The sequence below is a fragment of the Limibacillus halophilus genome (assembly GCF_014191775.1).
GTDB classification, from domain to species: domain Bacteria; phylum Pseudomonadota; class Alphaproteobacteria; order Kiloniellales; family CECT-8803; genus Limibacillus; species Limibacillus halophilus.
The window spans coordinates 407,429-424,427 of the sequence record NZ_JACHXA010000002.1 but is presented as its reverse complement, the minus strand read 5'-3'; the positions used below and the strand labels follow the sequence as shown (position 1 = coordinate 424,427).

The following is a 16,999-nucleotide window of genomic DNA, read 5'->3' as shown; positions in this document are numbered from 1 at the left end:
CGAGCTTTTGGTTCCCTTAATTGTTCCAGGTGACGAGGCGTGTGAAGGTTTTGCGCCGCCACTTCACATTTGCTGCGACGTCAGCCAGGGTTAGGCCGTCAATGGCTCTGGCGTTTCGCGCCGTCGGCAACACGGCAACAGATGTGCTGGTTTCCTGTGCCGCGTCCTCGTCTGCTTGCGCTGCTTTGATCGGCAAGGATGAATCAGTGTGGCTTGCCTCGGCTAAGCCCACCCCCGCCAGGGTTATGAATGCCGTGAGCGCCAGGGTTCTGTACATTGTGCTTCTCCTTCGTTTCTTCTCAGCGCCAAGCGGGCGCCTCCGTAGCTTCAATGTGGCAGTTACGCCGTGACAGCGGGGAAGGATCGCTGTGACCATTCTGTGGCCCGACACATGAATTGACGGGTGGTTAGAAACCGGGTTTCGCCAGCGACGGGCTTTGCGTCCAAGCAGCGTTGGTGTGGGTGACGTGGACATCCCGTTGTGCCACAGGCCAGGGAACCTGATGGCTGTTGAAGGCGCAGATGATGCGCTTGCGAATATCGCTCTCGACCATCGTTTTGCGGGTTACTTCAGCCGTATCGATGTAAGCCCATAGCTCGAATTCCAACGCGTTCTCACCGAAATTAAATAGCACGGCACGCGGGGGAGGCTCGCTTAAGGTGTCGGGGTGACTGCCCGCACAATCGAGCAGGAGGCGCTCGACCAGTTCCACGTCGCAGTCAAAGGAAACACCGATACGGATTTCGATTCGGGTCGTGCGGTCCTTCAAGGTCCAGTTGGTGACAGTGCCGGATACAAGATCCGAATTGGGAACCAGAACGGAGGCCTTTTGGAATGTTTGGATCTCCGTGGCACGCACACGAATACGGCGGACCATACCTTCCTGGCCGTTGACGACGACCCAATCACCGACATTGACCGGGCGCTCGATCAGCATGATGAGGCCGGAAATGAAATTGTTCGCTACGTGCTGTAAGCCAAAGCCGATACCCACCGACAGGGCCCCGGCAACAACCACGATCTTGCTGAAATCGATCTGTAAGGTAGCCAAACCGGCAACGAGCGCCAGCCCAACGCCCAGATATCCCGTCATGCTGACCATAGCGCTGCGCGGCCCTTCCGACACATCCAGTGAGGGTAGAATCCGCTGCTCCAGCACTTTCTGCACAACTTTGGTGATCAGCAGGAGAATAACGGCTAACGCCAATGCCCAGGCAACGTCTTGCAACGTCAGTACCATGCTGCCGATGCGGATCTCCTCGCCCAAGGCCTGCAGCCACTCGACGGGCCTATACAGATCAAAACCCCAGATCATCGCCAGCAACGCGATCGCCGCGGGCAGCATCAGGAGGTCAAGCATGGTGATCGTCCAGAACCGCAGGAGGCGGCTTCGCTTAAAGCCGAGACGACGCCCCATGTGCGTCAGCATGAAAGGGCGTAGGACGCGCATGACGAAGCGATCACAAGCGAGGCGGTAGGCAAGAGCGAGGTACAGGCAGGTAATGACGGCAAGCAAGGTTCCGCTGGTGCCGAACAACAGCCAGTCAGACAGATTCCTGTAGCCGAGCGCGAACAAAACGGGGTAGGTGATCCAGACCGTTAAGACAACCCAGGTGGCAAGGCGTAGCAGGGTGAGCCAAGGCCGCGCCCGGCTATGCCTGGCGGCAGCCAGCAGGCTGGTGCCGCTGCGGGAACTTTGCTGTCCGGATTCCAAAAGGCGGCGCTGTGCCACTGCCAGCGCCAACAGCGATATCAGACACCCAAGCAGAAACTGCCCTGCGGGGAACAGACCTGGCGCGTGGAGAACCGCCCCGTTCATTCGGCTGAGGAAGAAGATCAGGCCGATGGTTGAGGCGATGGCGACGAACAGGCGCCAGCTCCGGCGAGACGGATTTAATGTAAAGGATTCGGCAGCACCTTGCGCCAGGGCGGTCGCGAACATTACAAGGCCGAGACTGGTCGCGCCAATCACCAGAATATCGCCAAGTGTAACCGAGATCAGGGCGGCTTGGCGCAAACCATCGATTACGATAGTCAGCAGAACGGCCGGCAACGCTGCGGCAATTGCCCGCAGGAATCTCCTGGCTTCGCTACTTGAATCGCTCGCGAATCCCGAGCGTGATACAGCCCTTGCAATGGCGCAGGCCAACAAGAGACCGACCAGAATCAAAGCAAAAGCCCTGGGAGAGAACTCTGGGAGACTGCGACTGGGTCGTTCGTCGCTCGCCGCGTGATCGGACAGTTTGCGCAGCGATTCCCCCGTATCGAGCCAGAAACTAGGCTCGAGTATGTTTCGCTCGCGATCCAGCAAGCTGCGGGCTCGGGCTTGGGCGATCATATCATCTATGGTGTCACGAAGTTCGCCAGCGCGAGCCTTAAGCAGGCGCCCGCGTTTAGTATCCGCCTCATGCAGCGACAGCTTTTCTTCGATCATGGCACGCCGATTGACGATATCCTCGGCCTCCTTTGCGCCTTCCTCCGGCTTTGGGCCCAAAGCCTCAAGGAGTTGCTTTTGAGTTACGGCCAGTTCTTGCGCTGCCAGTTGCAAGCGATCAGCCTCTGTGATGATTGCGGTGACCTCTTTGCGGGCATTAGGAAGAGCGCCACGCCATGCCCAGGGGCGCTCGATACGGGTCTGCGCCTCTTGGAGAGATTGCTCAAGCTGATCTAGTTGGGGAGCTAACGCATCGGGAGTTTGTGCCAGTGTGACGCTCGCCAAAAGGGGCAGTTGAATGGCCAACACCAGAACCGCCAGCAATGAAGTCGCTTTCGTTTTGAACATTCCAACCTCTGATCAAGTGCTGTGGGGATTTGGGGAGAAACTAACGGCGTGATCCGAGGCTGTGTGCGTCAAGATTGTAGTTTTGCGGTGTCCATCCTGTGTCTGAGTATTCGGCGGAAGGCTGTAAATTGAAGAGCAGGTGGAATATTGAATGAACGAGAGAACATCAAGAAAACCAGATGCGGATATTGCCCAATTATACTCACAAAAAGTCTAAATTTCCTTCAGTGCGTTTGGTTTCTTAGTCGCCTACATTACATTCAGTCATTCTATAAACTAGCTTATGCGGTTTTCGTAATTCATTAAAAGTATCGGTGGTTTTGATGCCCAATCTCTCGCTCCACGGCCATTCGAAAGAGTCGCTTCGCAAAAGCGGGCGTTGCCTGCCTACACCCCCGGACTTTACGGCCCTAGGCCGCGCAGTAGAAGCTTTTGGAAGCGGTCGATACCAGTTCAAGCATATGACGGAGGGTTTAAGATGCTGACCATTTCGGTGCTAAAGAGAACATTTTCTGGCGCGCTGGCGTCGGGGATATCCACTGCTGTCTCGCCAAAGACCTTGTTGATCGAATAGCCTTCTGACTTTGCAGCAGGGAAATCGGATGGTTGAAGACTACATGGTCATCGACGGCACCCGTCTCGAATACCGCTGGGTCGGTGAGGCGGAGGCCGAGGGACCGGTGCTGGTGTTTTTGCACGAGGGTTTGGGTTGCGTTGCGCTGTGGCGGGGCTTTCCTGAGGTACTGTGCCAGGCGCTTGGGCTGCGTGGCATCGTCTACAGTCGGGCGGGTTATGGCCGCTCCGACGCCTGCGCTTTACCGCGACCTCCGACTTATCTACACGCCGAGGCGCTGGAGGTGCTGCCCAGGGTGTTGGACAGAGCAGGTGTCCAAGAGGCTGTTCTTATCGGGCATAGCGACGGCGGTTCCATTGCGCTCATTCATGCGAGCGCCGATGCCGCCGGGCGCGTCAAAGCGATCGTTACCCTGGCTGCGCATGTATTCAACGAAGAGCTGAGCATCCAAGGCATTCGGGAAGCCCGCGAAGCCTTTGAAACCGGCGATTTGCGCGATCGTTTGGAAAAGTATCATGGCGCAAATGTGGACTGTGCCTTTTACGGCTGGAACGATACTTGGCTCAGTGCGGGTTTCCGAGACTGGAACCTGGAGGCCTTCTTGCCGGATATCGAGGTTCCCGCGCTTATCCTTCAGGGTGCGGAAGACCAGTATGGGACGCCGTTTCAGGTCGCCGCCATCGTTGCGGGTATCGGTTTTTCCGCCAGTAGCGCCTTGATACCTGATTGCGGCCACGCTCCCCATCTCGAACAACCAGAGGTCACCGTCGCATTGATCCGGGAGTTCCTACAGCCGCTCATCTGAAACAAGGCTAGACCGACTGCGGAAAGCTCACCGTTTATTGATGCCTTTACATTATACCGTGATCCTACATTGGAACCGTGAAACCCTCATAGATACACCTGAGCTCCTGAAGCGCGCGTGTTCCAAGTCGATTGTCGGGATATCATCGCCATGGCTGAGTTTTTGGAAGGTTTCTTGTTGCACATTGGCTTTGCCGTTGCCGGGCTTGCCTACCTGTTTCGCGACATCCTCTGGCTGCGGCTTGTCGCTGTCGGCTCCTATCTTATCTTCAGCGTCGTAGCGATCAGTCGTGGGCCCGAGGTGATGTGGGAGTTCCTGCCCTGGTATCTGGGCTTTACCGTCATCAACCTGGGACACGCGCTTTTATTGATCTATCAGCGGCGGTTGTGGAAGTTTACGCCGGAAGAAGCGGCACTCCATGCCTGCGCCTTTCCGGCTCTGTCGCGCCAGCCCGCAAAGCGGCTCATGCGTCAGGGGCGATGGAAAACACTCGAGCCGGGCTTTCGGCTGACCCGAGAGGAGCATTTCGCTGGGTGCGTTTATGTCGTGGCGGACGGATGTGTCCAGGTCACGTTGAAGAACCAACCGATAGCCCAACTGGGGTGCGGCCAGTTCGTGGGAGAGGTTGGCTTCATCGCAGGTCGTCCCGCCAGCGCCACCACGATTGCCCTTTCGAACGAGGACAGCGCCGGACCCCGCGTGCTGTGTTGGAGCGTCAAGAAATTGCGGAAGCTTTTCGAGAAGGATTCCGATTTTCGATTGGCCATGGAAAGTGCCCTCGGTTCCGATCTGGCGCGAAAGATCGGCGACAACAACATTGCAATTCAGCGCAGGTCCGAGTTTGCAACCCCCCTGTGAGACAGTGACGTTTCCCATCATCTCTTGAAAAAAAGAACGATCGTCACAAAATGGCACGGACAGTTGGGCGCCGGGAGTGGCGCTTGTAGGAAACTTAATGGATTGGAGAGAGATATGGTTGATTTCACGCTACACACCAAAGAGACGGCGCCAGCCGATGCAAAGCGTTTGTTGGAAGCGTCGGAGAAGAGCTTCGGGCGAATTCCAAACCTTCATGCCGTGATGGCTGAATCGCCGGAGCATCTGGAGGCCTACCAGCAGCTGCATGGGCTGTTCCAGAAAACCAGCCTGAGCACGGCCGAGCGCAACGTCGTGTGGCTTGCAATCAATGTAGAGCATGAATGCACCTATTGTGTCCCTGCGCACAGCGCGATCGCCAAGATGCAGGGTGTTGACGACGAAACAGTGAAAGCCTTGCGTGACAACACGCCGCTGGCCGATCCAAAGCTTGAAGCCCTGCGGACCTTCACTCTCCAAGTCGTTCGTGAACGCGGCCATGTCAGTCAACAGGATGTACAGGCCTTCCTGGACGCTGGATACACCCAGCGTCATGTGTTGGATGTAATCCTCGGTCTGGCTCAGAAGGTCATGTCGAACTACGTCAATCATATTGCCAACACGCCGACCGACGCAGCATTCGCCGCTTTCGGCTGGACTCCGCCCAGTCGCGCCGCAGCGGAATAAGAGCCTGCAATAACCTACCAGGAGCCGCAGCCCCGGATCCCGCAACAAACCCCTCCGGGTGTTGCATTCCGGGCTGGCGGCTCCGATGGGGCGGTGGTTAAGCAAATACCTCTATCAGCTTTGCCAGCAAGAACAGAAACGGCCCCACATCGGGGCCGTCATTCTTTGCGCAGCACATAACCGCCGTCTAGCGCGATCCGCCTTTCCGCTGCTTTACAGTTTCTTCCCGCGGCAACACGGTTGGCAGCGGCTCAGCACGCGATTCATCATCTATTGTATTTGCTGATTTAATTGGTGGGCGCACAAGGACTCGAACCTTGGACCCGCTGATTAAGAGTCAGCTGCTCTACCAACTGAGCTATGCGCCCACCGAGGTGTCGTCCGCGACGGTGTCGGGAACAACGGGCGCTTAGATAGCAATTCGCGGGCGCTTTGCAAAGGGTTTCTGTACGCGGCGCCGATAAAAGCCCTGAAGCGTCTTTCCGCTACGTCAGAATGCCATTGCTTCGGCCCAGGGATGATAGGGGTCGGCGGCGGCTTTGGCGCCTTGGTCGCTGCTCTCGGCGCAGCCTAGAATCGCGAAATTGTTGGGCGCTGGCCCCCAGCGGAGTACCTGCGTGGAAATGCCAGCGTTGTTCAGTGCCTCAATTGTATCCTGACCGATACGAGGGTCGAGCCCGACGCTCTCCGGGCTGCTTACATCCAGGCGTGGCTGTGCCATGGCCGTGTCGAGCTCCAAGCCGTAGCCCAATCGCCAGGCGGCTAGCTGCGCGACGGCCGGGATAATTTTCCGCCCTCCCGAACCGCCGACCGCGAAGCGCCCATCAACATCCTCGCCGATCAATGGCACATAGTTGCAAAGTGGCCGTTTGCCGGGCGCCAGTGCGTTGGGGCGCGGGTCGTCGTCTTCGCTGGGACGTGGATCGAACCAGTTGATGGCGTTGTTCATGAGCAGGCCGCTGCCGGGAAGCAAGACCCTGGAGCCGAACACCGATAGCAGTGTTTGCGTCATCGCGACCATGTTGCCCTCGCCATCGACGGTCGAGAGGTGTGTGGTGCAACTCTCGACGCCCCTGCGGCCCTCCTGGTCGCCAAGCTCACCCAGACGGTAGCGAAAGGACTCCTGCATTGCCTTGGCAAAAGCTACGAAGAACGCCGGGTCAGGCGCCGCGCCCTTGAAGGGGTCCTCCTTTGATTGCAGTGACTGCAGGGCGCGCAGGATCGTCGGGCCGCCGTTCAACTCAGGAAGCACCCAGACCCGGCCGCAGCCAAGGGGCGCTTGCACCGGTTGATAAGTATGCGGTTTCGTATCCGCCAGGTCCTGCAGAGTCATGCGGCTGCCCAACGCCTGAAGGTCGGCGATGACGGACTGGGCAAGCGGACCCTCGTGCAGAGCGGCGGCCCCTTGATCCGCCAAAGTCCGCAGGGTTGCCGCCAGCGCCACGTTACGGCAGCGCGGACGGTCGGTGACCGGGGCAGGGGGCAGACCTTCCGGTGTCAGGAAGATGGCTCGGCATCCCGGGTCGCGAACCAGGCCGCTCGCATTGTTCGCGATGTGGTGCTGTGCAAACCAATCGACCAGCAATCCTTCGTCGGCAAGCGCGATAGCGCTCTCGAACAGGCTGGCCCAGGAGCGGCTGCCAAAGCGTTCGTGCAGCAGTCCCAAGCCCGCTGTCATGCCCGGCACGGCAACTGCTGTTGCGCCATGCAAGTTGCGGTCCTCAACCACCTTTGGCCAACCGAAGAGATCACCAGCCATGCCGCCGTCGGGGTCCAGTGGGTAATCGGCAGGGTCGAGGGCCCGCGGCGCGCGCATGCCGAAGTCAAAGCCGAATACCTTCTGATCGCGTGCGCGGTAGATCAGGCAGAGGCCGCCGCCGCCCAGACCGCTCATCCAAGGCTCTGCGACGCCCACGGCCAAACTGGTAGCAATCGCCGCGTCCACGGCATTGCCTCCTGCGCGCAAGACCTTGAGTCCAGCCTCCGTCGCCACCCGGCTTTGCGACACAACGGCACCGTTGCGGCCTTGGGCGCTGGCTTTCCGGACGGTTTGGTTGTTGGAGAAACGGTCGTTGTAATGGGCGGTTGTTTGGGTCAGTTCAGGCACGTCGTTCAATCCATACTACCGGGGCCCTGGCGCGGTATACGGATGTCCCTGTGAACAAATACCGAAAGCATCAGACCAAAGCCTGCCATTACGGTAATCATTGCCGTGCCACCATAGGAAATGAGCGGCAGGGGGACACCGACCACAGGGATCAATCCCATGACCATGGCCGTGTTGATAAAGACATAGAGGAACAAATTCAGGGTCAGGCCCATCGCGAGGATGCGTCCGAAGTGGTTATGGGACCGAAGGGCGATGGCGAAGCCGTAAATGATCAAAGCCAGATAGACGCTCAACAACAAAAGGCTTCCAACCATGCCGAATTCTTCGGCGAGCATGGTGAAGATGAAGTCAGTTTGCTTCTCGGGGAGAAAATTGAGGTGGCTCTGCGTGCCTTGGAGAAAGCCTTTGCCGACCACGCCCCCCGACCCGAGGGCGATCTTGGACTGGGTAATATGATACCCGGCACCCAAGGGATCGGTCTCCGGGTTCAAGAAGGTGAGGACGCGGTTCTTTTGATAAGTGTGCAGGAACTGCCACGCCACGGGGATAGCCGCCAGCGCGCCCGCTACAACCAGTGCGAACTTCCAAAGACGCACTCCGACAATGAAGAAAACCCCGCCGCCGATCGCCAGCAAGGTCAGGGCGGTTCCCAGGTCGGGTTGCTTGAGTACGAGAGCGACCGGCGCCAGGACCATTACCAAGGGAATAAGCAGGCGGGTTGGGCGGCCGATATCCTCCAGGTTAAGGCCATGAAAGTACCGCGCCAGCGCCATGACCAGGGCGACCTTCATCATTTCAGAGGGCTGAAGTTGGATAACCTTCAAGTCGATCCAACGCTGCGCGCCCATACCGATCTCGCCGAATAGTTCCACCGAGATCAGCAGCGCCACCACGCCGAAGTATCCCAGGTAACTGATCGCGTACCACTTGCGCACATCGATCAAGGCAATGACGATCATCAGCAGGAAGGCGCCACCGAAGCGCAATGCCTGGCGCGAGGCCCAGGGATCAAAGCTCCCATTGGCTGCGGAATAGAGCATTCCGCCACCGATCACCGCCAGCAAAAGGATCAGGAGTACCAAACCCCAGCTTATGTTCCAGACCTTTTGAACCAGTGTCAGGCGCGGGTTCGGGCGCAGGGAGGTAAAACTGAGCGACATGGCCTCAACTATCCTCCTTGGAGGCGCGGGCCAGTTGTTCGGCGGTGCTCTTCCCGAGTGGATCACGGCGTTGCGCCTCGATCAGGATGTCACGAGCGATGGGCGCCGCCGTCGTCGAACCGCCGCCGCCGTGCTCCACCACCACCGAGCAGCAATAGCGGGGCTTCTCGACTGGGGCGTAAGCGACGAAAAGTGCGTGATCGCGTCGGCGCCAGGGCAGGTCTTCATTCTTGACCACACCGGCCTCGCGTTCGGCCATGGAAATTCGTCGAACCTGGCTGGTGCCGGTCTTTCCGGCCATTTCCTGTCCTTCAATGGCAATGCGGGCGCGGTAAGCAGTACCGCGCTGGTCGTTGGTCACGGCGTCCATCGCTTGACGCACGATCTCCAGATGGCGTTCCGGGATGTTTAGGCTGGCTGATGCCGGTGGCGCGTCGCCCTCAAAATCCGGATTGGCAGGCTCTTGCAGCAGCCTTGGCTTGATCTCCAGCCCGCTGGCGAGCCGCGCGGTCATGACGGCAAGCTGCAAGGGTGTCGCCGTCACGAAACCTTGTCCGATTGCGGTGATCAGCGTTTCGCCCATCTGCCAGGGTTCGCCGATCGTGCTGACTTTCCATCCGCGCGTAGGAATCAGGCCGCTTTTCTCGCCGGGCAGATCAATGCCTGTTTCGAGGCCGAGCCCAAGACGCTTGGCCATATCGGAAATGCGATCAATGCCGACTTTCTTCGAGAGCTCGTAAAAATAAACGTCACAGGAATGGCGGATGGCGCGATGCATGTCCATCTTGCCGTGGCCCCAACGCTTCCAGCAGTGAAATCGCGCATTTCCAAGCGTAACATAGCCGGGGCAAAAGGCTTCCTGCTTGGCGTCGATTCCCATTTCCAAGGCGGCAAGCGCGACGATCATCTTGAAGGTTGAGCCGGGGGCGTAGGCGCCGCGGGTCGCCTTGTTCGAAAGTGGATTGCTGGGGTCCTTGACGAGGTTGTCCCACTCTAGCTGGGTCAAGCCGCGGGTGAAGGGCGTGGGATCGAAAGAAGGATAGTTCGCGAGGGCTAGAACGTCGCCGGTTTCGACGTCGAGCACCACGGAAGACGCGCTGCGCTCACCGCTGAGGCGGCCATAGGCATAGGCCTGTAATCCGGCGTCGATCGTCAGCCGGGTCGCTTTTCCGGCAACGCCCTCCTGGCGTGAGAGTTCCCGAATGACCCGCCCAACGGCATTGACCTCGACCTGCCGATTGCCTGGACTGCCACGGAGCACGGTGTCGTAATTTTTCTCGATACCGCTTTTGCCGATCCGAAAGCCGGGGAGTTCCAGCAGGGGGTCGCCCGTCAGCTCTTCCTCGGAAACCGCCGAGACATAACCGACGATATGCGACATGGAAACACCGTAAGGATAGCTTCGTGTTTCCCCGGCCTCGATGGTGACACCGGGTAGATCGGGTGCGTTGACCTCGATGCGGCTGACTTCTTCCCAAGTCAGGTTCTCTTTCACCGTAATCGGGAGGAATGATCTCTTTCGGTGGGCTTCGCGCAACACCCGATCACGTTCCGCCTCGGATATCTCCGAATAGCGGCTCATCTCATCCAACAAAGCGTTCAGATCGTTGGTTTGCTCCGGAACGACAATGGCACGGTAGGTAGGTTCGTTACTGGCAAGTTCGCGACCGAAGCGATCTAGGATAAGACCGCGTGGCGGGGCGAGCAGGCGTACGTTGATCCGGTTGTCTTCGGCCAACATCACATAGCGGTCGGATTCGACCACCTGCAGGTAATAGAGACGCCCTGCGAGTAACGAGAACAACCCGAGCTGCCCCAAGCCCAACATCGCCGCCCGGCGGGTGAAGCTACGGTATCTGTCCTGGTCGTTGCTGTTTCTGGCCATGGCAAACAGTCTATCGGATCAAGCTCTGTTGTGTACGCGCTAAGATCCAGGCGAACAAGGGGTAGACGGCGACCGACATGGAAAACTGAAAGATCTGTTGGCTGGGGCTTAAAAGGCGCCACATCAATAGGATTGAAGCGAGCCAGGCTATCGTCATCACGATGAAGGCGGTAACCGCGAAGGACAGCCATAGAAGCGGCACGCCGAAGCTGACGAGGAAACGGCGCTGGGAAACGATGATCCCGTAACCGAACAACAGGGTAAAACTACCCACGCCCAGAGGGCCGCCGGTCAAGAGGTCCTGGAAAAGGCCCAGCAAGAACACCCCCCAAGCAGGCATCAGGTCGGGCCGGTGAACCGCCCAATAGAAAACACAAATCAACGCCAGATGCGGTGCCAGCACGGCACCGCCGCTCATGCCGAAGGGGACCTGCCCGACCAGCACGAGAAAGAAGCTGAATCCCAAAGGGACGGCACTACGAAGCGCCAGGTCGACTCGTTGGAGAAAAGGTCCCTTCACCTCTCGCCCCGCAGGGATCACGGGTGCGAGAGTACGGCCCCGCCCGCTGAAGCTTTTTCAAACCCCCGGGTGCCGTCGTCAGGCCCATTGACGATGGCCTGCATGCTGGCCGCAAAGCCAAGCGGTAGCAGGCTATCGTCCGGGCGGTAGCTGATCAGCTTGAGGTACTCGAGGTGTCCCCAATCAACGAAAGGCTCGACGGCGATCTGCTCGCCTTCGATCTTTGCGACCCGACCGATGGGGATGCCCGGTGGAAAAATCCCGCCGTTACCCGAGGTCACGATCCTCTCGCCGATAAGCAGAGGTTTGCTGGGATCGAGATAAAGCAACTTCAGGCGGTCGCCGTTGGTGCCCGAAAGCACGGCTCGATCGCCGCCGCTCTGGCGCATTACCGGAATGCGGCTGTTGATGTCCGTGATCAGCAATAGGCGCGCGGAGCGACGGCCGACTTCCACGACCCGTCCTACGAGACCGGCCTCGGTGACTGCTGCTTGGTTCTTCTCCACACCCTGCTGATATCCGGCATCTACCAGCAAGGTGCGTGCGAAGGCGCCGCGGTTGTCGGCGATGATTCGGGCGGTCATGCTGTTCATGAACGGCCGCGGCGCGACATTCAACAACGTGCGGAGCTTTTCGTTCTCGCTCGTCAGATGCCGCGCGACACCCTGCCATTCCATGAGTTGCCGGTTCTGCGCGATGAGGCGCGCATTTTCCTGCTGTAAGCTGCGATAGGAATCAATCTGGGAGATCGTGTCGCGCACCGTGGCGATAGGTTCGGCGATCAAGCTGAGAACGGGTGCCGACAGATCGGCAACAGTGCTTCGCAAGCGCTCGACCGCAACAGTGTCGGCTTTGCCGAGTAGCATCAGCGAAAAAGATAATGCGATGAATGCGCCGAAGGCGAAGCGGTTCGTCCAACCCTTGAAGGGAGAACTAGCTTTGGAAATAGGGCTTTCTCGCCGTTTCACGGACATCCCCTCGGTTAGGCGCTTAACCCTGCAATCTTTCCACTACACCACCATCATCTGGTAGTATCAGTGTCATAAAAGCAGCCTATATAGTATTTTATAAACCAAATGCCTTAACAAAGGCAAAAGATTATCGCGATTTCTTAGTACATTTGGATAAGAACGTTCTTCAGAGTCTTCATCTCTTCCAAACAACGTCCCGTGCCCAGCGCCACGCAGGAGAGCGGATCATCGGCGATAGAGACCGGTAGACCGGTCGAGGCGCGGAGTACGAAATCGAGATTATGAAGCATTGCGCCGCCGCCGGTCAGCACAATGCCCTTGTCGACGATATCGGCCGCCAGTTCCGGGGCGGTGTGTTCAAGTGCCACTTTAACGGCCTCGATGATCGCGCTGATCGGCTCAGCGAGACTCTCGGCGATTTGGCGTTCGGAAATGATGAGTTCCTTGGGAACACCATTCATCAAATCGCGTCCCTTGATCTCCATCGTCTGGCCTTCGCCATCCTCGGGCGGGCAGGCGGAGCCGATAACCTTCTTGATCCGCTCGGCTGAGCTTTCGCCGACCAGCAAATTATTGTTGCGACGGATATAGGCGATGATGGCCTCGTCCATCTTGTCACCACCGACACGCACCGAGCGGGCGTAGACGATGCCGCCCAGCGACAGGACGGCGACTTCGGTGGTGCCACCGCCGATGTCTACGACCATGGAACCGGTAGGCTCCGTCACGGGAAGTCCCGCGCCGATGGCCGCCGCCATAGGCTCCTCGATCAAGAAGACCCGGCGCGCGCCTGCTGCCTCGGCCGATTCCTGAATGGCCCGCCGTTCCACGGCAGTGGAGCCGGACGGCACGCACACGATAATCTGCGGGCTGGCGAAACTGCGGCGATTGTGCACCTTGCGAATGAAATGCTTGATCATTTCTTCGGCGACTTCGAAGTCGGCGATGACGCCGTCGCGCAAGGGGCGGATGGCCTGAATGTTGCCAGGCGTGCGACCCAGCATCAGCTTGGCTTCGTCGCCGACGGCAAGCACGTGTTTCTTACCTTTGACCTCAGCGATTGCTACGACTGAGGGTTCATTGAGTACGATCCCGCGACCCTTCACGTAAACAAGGGTGTTAGCCGTACCAAGGTCTATGGCCATGTCGGCCGACAGCATGCCAAGGATTCGAGAAAGCATTTAGACTAAATACCCTATGAAAGGTTGCGTCACGGCGGTGCGTTGACGCTTAACGCTCCGCCGTGACGATTTCAAGGCAGTCTTTCGTTTTTTTGTCTTTTACCAATCGTAACGAAATCCTCCACAGCGGCTATTTCACGCTGTCATGGCTTCCGGCAGTCCCTTTTCGCGCTTAACCAACAGCTTGTTCAATGCATTGACATAGGCACGCGCAGAGGCGACCAGCGTGTCATGGTCGGCTCCTTGGCCGATGACGGTTTTGCCGTCTTCTTCCAACCGAACCGTAACCTGAGCTTGCGCGTCGGTGCCGCCGGTCACGGCATGCACTTGATAGAGTTGCAACTTGGCCTCATGCGGGACAATGCTGCGAATTGCAGCGAAAGTCGCGTCGACGGGGCCGTTTCCTTCCGCCTTGTTGGCCTTGCTCTCACCTTCTACGGTCAAAGCCAACTCGGCGGTTTGCGGACCGGTCGAACCGCAGACGACCTGAAGGGAGACAAACCGGATGTGATCGTTGGTGCGTACCACCGCATCATCGACCAAGGCAACGATATCCTCGTCGTAGATGTCTTTCTTGTGGTCCGCCAAATCCTTGAAGCGGACGAAAGCATCCTGGAACTCGTTCTCCGCCAACTCGAAACCCAACTCCTCTAGCTTCGCCTTGAAGGCATGGCGGCCCGAATGCTTGCCCATCACCAAGTTCGAGCGGGTCAACCCGACCGACTCCGGCGTCATGATCTCGTACGTTTGGGCATTCTTGAGCATGCCGTCCTGATGGATGCCGCTTTCATGGGCGAAGGCATTGGCGCCGACGATGGCCTTGTTGGGCTGGACGGAAAAGCCAGTGACCGTCGATACCAGGCGGGACGCACGCATAATCTGGGTTGTGTCGACGCCGCTCTCGTAGGGCATCGCATCGCTACGGGTGCGCAAGGCCATGACAACTTCTTCCATGGCGCAGTTACCGGCCCGTTCGCCAATACCGTTGATCGTGCATTCGATCTGCCGGGCACCAGCTTTCAAAGCTGCCAGGGAGTTGGCGACCGCCAGGCCCAGATCGTTGTGGCAGTGTACCGAGATGATCGCCTTGTCGATGTTGGGCACCCGATTCATCAGCATCTCGATCAGGGCATGGAATTCCTCAGGCACCGTGTATCCGACCGTGTCTGGAATGTTGATCGTGCTGGCGCCGGCCTTGATGGCGGTCTCGACACAGCGACACAGGAAATCATGCTCGGTTCGGGTGCCGTCTTCGGGTGACCACTCGACGTTGTCACAGAGGTTGCGGGCGTAGGAAATGCTGTCGGCCACCGCTTGATGTACGGCTTCCGGCTCCATTTGCAGCTTGTACTTCATGTGCAGAGGCGACGTGGACAGGAAGCTGTGAATGCGTGGGTTAACAGCAGGCTGCAAAGCTTCCCACGCACGGTCTATATCCTTGCGCGTGGCGCGGGCCAAACCGGCCACTTGAGCATTCTTGACCCGCTTCGAGACTTCCTGAACCGACTGGAAATCGCCGTTGGAGGCGATGGGGAAGCCAGCTTCGATAACGTCCACACCCATTTCGTCGAGCACCTGGGCGACCTGAATTTTTTCTTCCAGGTTCATCGAACAGCCCGGTGCCTGCTCGCCGTCGCGCAAGGTGGTGTCGAAAATGATGACGCGATTGGATTTGTTTGTCTTGGTACTCATGATCTCGTTCCTCGTGATAAGCGGTCGGTAAGACCCTACGTTGCTCGCCGTTTCAATCCCCTGACCACTTGCAGCCGCTAACGGGCCGCTCGGGCGATCAGGGGCGAATAAGGAGCAGGGCCTCTAGGCCGAGGCCGAGGTCGCAAGCTGAAAGGAGGGTCGAGCGGGCAGCAGTACGCGCGGCCGCCTGGGCCGAGATCGTCGTGCTGTCGTGGTGACGCGTCGTTTGCATCATTCGCTCGCTCTTCGAGAGTGCGGGTATGTCCCGCACGATCCTGTCTTATTTACCCTTACCGGCGCTTGCGCACAACCCACAATTACAAAGAGCTGAGTTGAGGCCACCAATCCTTTCCCCCGGCGTTTGCTTGCATTAGCGTCTTCGCCATGTTCAGTGGACGCGAGCCGGATAATCAGTTTCACCAGATCGGATACAATGTCCGACGAACCCTGACGCTTTCGATTCCAGTGACTTTATCGCGTGCGGGAACGGTAGCCTTCATTACCGTCGATACGGTCATGGTCGGCCAGACCGGTTCGGAGGAGTTGGCATTTTACGGCCTGGCATTCGCTCCGCACATGCCGCTCTTCGTAATCAGCCTGGGATTGCTTAGCGGGGTCCCTGTGCTGATAGCCCAAGCGGACGGCGCAGGGCGTTTTGCGCGCTGCGGGCCGATTTGGCGCACGGGTCTGATCTTGGCGACGGTTCTGGGATTGATCACCGGAATCATGACTCTGTTCGGCCAAAGCTTCTTCACGGCAATCGGACAGTCCGCGCATTTGTCTGCCGGCGGTGCGCGCGTGTTGGAGATGTTTGGTTACGGCATGCCGGGGTTGCTTATCTTCATAACCACAAGCTTCATGTTAGAGACCATCGGTCGAGAGCGCTTCGTGACCTTGGTCACTTTTCTAGCGAATTTCCTCAATTTTGGCCTCAACTGGCTCCTGATCGAGGGCAATCTCGGCGCGCCGGCGATGGGAGCGGCTGGCGCCGCGCTGGGGACCTCGATTACCCGTTGGGCAATGGCGGCGGCCTTATTGCTGTTCGCCTTCAATCTTCCCGAGGTCGGCAAGTATGCCCTTCGACCGGGGCGCGGCGACCCTGCCGGTGCGCGCTTTACCGACCTCCTTAGGATTGGCGTCCCCTATAGCTTGGCGATCGGCTCAGAGACCCTGGCTTTTTCGACCGTTGCAATGTTCGCGGGCCTCATGGGCGAGACGAGCCTGGCCGGTTATCAAGCGGCGATGAACGTGAATGCACTGATCTTCATGGTCGGCTTGGGCCTGATGGTCGCCGCCTCCGTGCGGGTCGGAAACGCGGTCGGCAGAGGGGATCGCATCGGCTTAGCCCTGGCCGGCTGGACAGGCATGGGGCTGGTGCTGTTCTGTATGTTAGTGATCTCGATCTTGCTCAATCTCGACCTCGAATGGGTCGCGGGACTCTACACGGATGATGCCGCCGTTATGGCGGTCGCTGCTTCAGCCTTGAGTATCATCGCTCTCTACATCCTGATCGATGGCGCACAGGCCGTGATGTTGGGGGCCTTGCGGGGGGCGGGAGATGTGCTCTTTCCGACGTTGTTCCATTTCACGTCCTTCTGGATCGTGGCGGTGCCGCTGGCCTGGTTTCTGGGCTTGCATCAGGAAATGGGTGTGAAGGGCCTGTTCCTGGGTATGTCCGCCGGACTCATGACCGCAGCCATCTTGCTTTCACTCCGCTTCCATTTAGTCTCCCGTCGGGAGATAAGAGCCTTTGTGGACCGTTGAACGAAGCCTCAG

13 protein-coding genes and 1 tRNA gene are annotated in these 16,999 nt (G+C 58.5%); 4 read left to right on the top strand and 10 right to left on the bottom strand.

Annotated elements, in window-relative coordinates; all coding sequences use genetic code 11:
- Positions 1–16: 16 nt before the first annotated feature.
- The gene (locus FHR98_RS05100) at positions 17–277 is read right to left on the bottom strand and encodes a hypothetical protein (protein ID WP_183415550.1); all 261 of its coding nucleotides are present in this window, start codon (positions 275–277) and stop codon (positions 17–19) included.
- A 130-nt stretch (positions 278–407) separates the two neighbouring features.
- Complete coding sequence (locus FHR98_RS05095; RefSeq protein WP_183415549.1) at positions 408–2,783, bottom strand: mechanosensitive ion channel domain-containing protein; 2,376 nt, start codon at positions 2,781–2,783, stop codon at positions 408–410.
- Positions 2,784–3,385: 602 nt separating this feature from the next.
- Here FHR98_RS05095 and FHR98_RS05090 point away from each other — a divergent pair.
- From FHR98_RS05090 to FHR98_RS05080, 3 genes are all read left to right on the top strand, one after another.
- Positions 3,386–4,162 carry an alpha/beta fold hydrolase gene (locus FHR98_RS05090; RefSeq protein WP_183415548.1) on the top strand — a complete coding sequence of 259 codons (777 nt, stop codon included), beginning with the start codon at positions 3,386–3,388 and terminating at the stop codon, positions 4,160–4,162.
- A gap of 150 nt (positions 4,163–4,312) precedes the next feature.
- A complete protein-coding gene (locus FHR98_RS05085) occupies positions 4,313–5,020 on the top strand; it encodes a cyclic nucleotide-binding domain-containing protein (RefSeq protein ID WP_183415547.1) in 708 nt (235 codons plus the stop codon).
- Positions 5,021–5,134: 114 nt separating this feature from the next.
- Positions 5,135–5,704, top strand: coding sequence for a carboxymuconolactone decarboxylase family protein (locus tag FHR98_RS05080; protein ID WP_183415546.1), 570 nt, complete (start codon positions 5,135–5,137; stop codon positions 5,702–5,704).
- Positions 5,705–5,996: 292 nt separating this feature from the next.
- On the opposite strand, the gene FHR98_RS05075 is transcribed toward FHR98_RS05080, so the two are convergent.
- From FHR98_RS05075 to FHR98_RS05040, 8 genes are all read right to left on the bottom strand, one after another.
- Positions 5,997–6,072 (bottom strand) — tRNA-Lys (locus FHR98_RS05075).
- A gap of 122 nt (positions 6,073–6,194) precedes the next feature.
- Positions 6,195–7,811: a gamma-glutamyltransferase gene (locus FHR98_RS05070; RefSeq protein ID WP_183415545.1), complete on the bottom strand. Its 1,617-nt coding sequence runs from the start codon at positions 7,809–7,811 to the stop codon at positions 6,195–6,197.
- A 5-nt stretch (positions 7,812–7,816) separates the two neighbouring features.
- Positions 7,817–8,974 (bottom strand): rod shape-determining protein RodA, encoded by a 1,158-nt coding sequence (gene rodA, locus FHR98_RS05065; RefSeq protein WP_183415544.1) that lies wholly within the window; start codon positions 8,972–8,974, stop codon positions 7,817–7,819.
- A gap of 4 nt (positions 8,975–8,978) precedes the next feature.
- The gene (mrdA, locus tag FHR98_RS05060) at positions 8,979–10,859 is read right to left on the bottom strand and encodes a penicillin-binding protein 2 (RefSeq protein WP_183415543.1); all 1,881 of its coding nucleotides are present in this window, start codon (positions 10,857–10,859) and stop codon (positions 8,979–8,981) included.
- A 10-nt stretch (positions 10,860–10,869) separates the two neighbouring features.
- Positions 10,870–11,379 carry a rod shape-determining protein MreD gene (mreD, locus tag FHR98_RS05055; protein WP_183415542.1) on the bottom strand — a complete coding sequence of 170 codons (510 nt, stop codon included), beginning with the start codon at positions 11,377–11,379 and terminating at the stop codon, positions 10,870–10,872.
- A 17-nt stretch (positions 11,380–11,396) separates the two neighbouring features.
- On the bottom strand, positions 11,397–12,347 hold the full coding sequence (gene mreC, locus FHR98_RS05050; RefSeq protein ID WP_183415541.1) for a rod shape-determining protein MreC: 951 nt from the start codon (positions 12,345–12,347) through the stop codon (positions 11,397–11,399).
- 143 nt (positions 12,348–12,490) lie between these two features.
- Complete coding sequence (locus FHR98_RS05045) at positions 12,491–13,531, bottom strand: rod shape-determining protein (RefSeq protein WP_183415540.1); 1,041 nt, start codon at positions 13,529–13,531, stop codon at positions 12,491–12,493.
- Positions 13,532–13,666: 135 nt separating this feature from the next.
- Positions 13,667–15,223 carry a 2-isopropylmalate synthase gene (locus tag FHR98_RS05040; protein ID WP_183415539.1) on the bottom strand — a complete coding sequence of 519 codons (1,557 nt, stop codon included), beginning with the start codon at positions 15,221–15,223 and terminating at the stop codon, positions 13,667–13,669.
- A gap of 384 nt (positions 15,224–15,607) precedes the next feature.
- Between FHR98_RS05040 and FHR98_RS05030 the strand changes: the two genes are divergently transcribed.
- A complete protein-coding gene (locus tag FHR98_RS05030; protein ID WP_183415537.1) occupies positions 15,608–16,987 on the top strand; it encodes an MATE family efflux transporter in 1,380 nt (459 codons plus the stop codon).
- Positions 16,988–16,999 lie beyond the last annotated feature (12 nt).

Coding starts and splice junctions, on each gene's coding strand:
- FHR98_RS05040 (WP_183415539.1), bottom strand. CDS start 15,223: ATGAGTACCAAGACAAACAAATCCAATCGCGTCATCATTTTCGACACC.
- FHR98_RS05090 (WP_183415548.1), top strand. CDS start 3,386: ATGGTTGAAGACTACATGGTCATCGACGGCACCCGTCTCGAATACCGC.
- FHR98_RS05030 (WP_183415537.1), top strand. CDS start 15,608: ATGTTCAGTGGACGCGAGCCGGATAATCAGTTTCACCAGATCGGATAC.
- FHR98_RS05085 (WP_183415547.1), top strand. CDS start 4,313: ATGGCTGAGTTTTTGGAAGGTTTCTTGTTGCACATTGGCTTTGCCGTT.
- rodA (WP_183415544.1), bottom strand. CDS start 8,974: ATGTCGCTCAGTTTTACCTCCCTGCGCCCGAACCCGCGCCTGACACTG.
- FHR98_RS05080 (WP_183415546.1), top strand. CDS start 5,135: ATGGTTGATTTCACGCTACACACCAAAGAGACGGCGCCAGCCGATGCA.
- FHR98_RS05045 (WP_183415540.1), bottom strand. CDS start 13,531: ATGCTTTCTCGAATCCTTGGCATGCTGTCGGCCGACATGGCCATAGAC.
- FHR98_RS05100 (WP_183415550.1), bottom strand. CDS start 277: ATGTACAGAACCCTGGCGCTCACGGCATTCATAACCCTGGCGGGGGTG.
- FHR98_RS05095 (WP_183415549.1), bottom strand. CDS start 2,783: ATGTTCAAAACGAAAGCGACTTCATTGCTGGCGGTTCTGGTGTTGGCC.
- mrdA (WP_183415543.1), bottom strand. CDS start 10,859: ATGGCCAGAAACAGCAACGACCAGGACAGATACCGTAGCTTCACCCGC.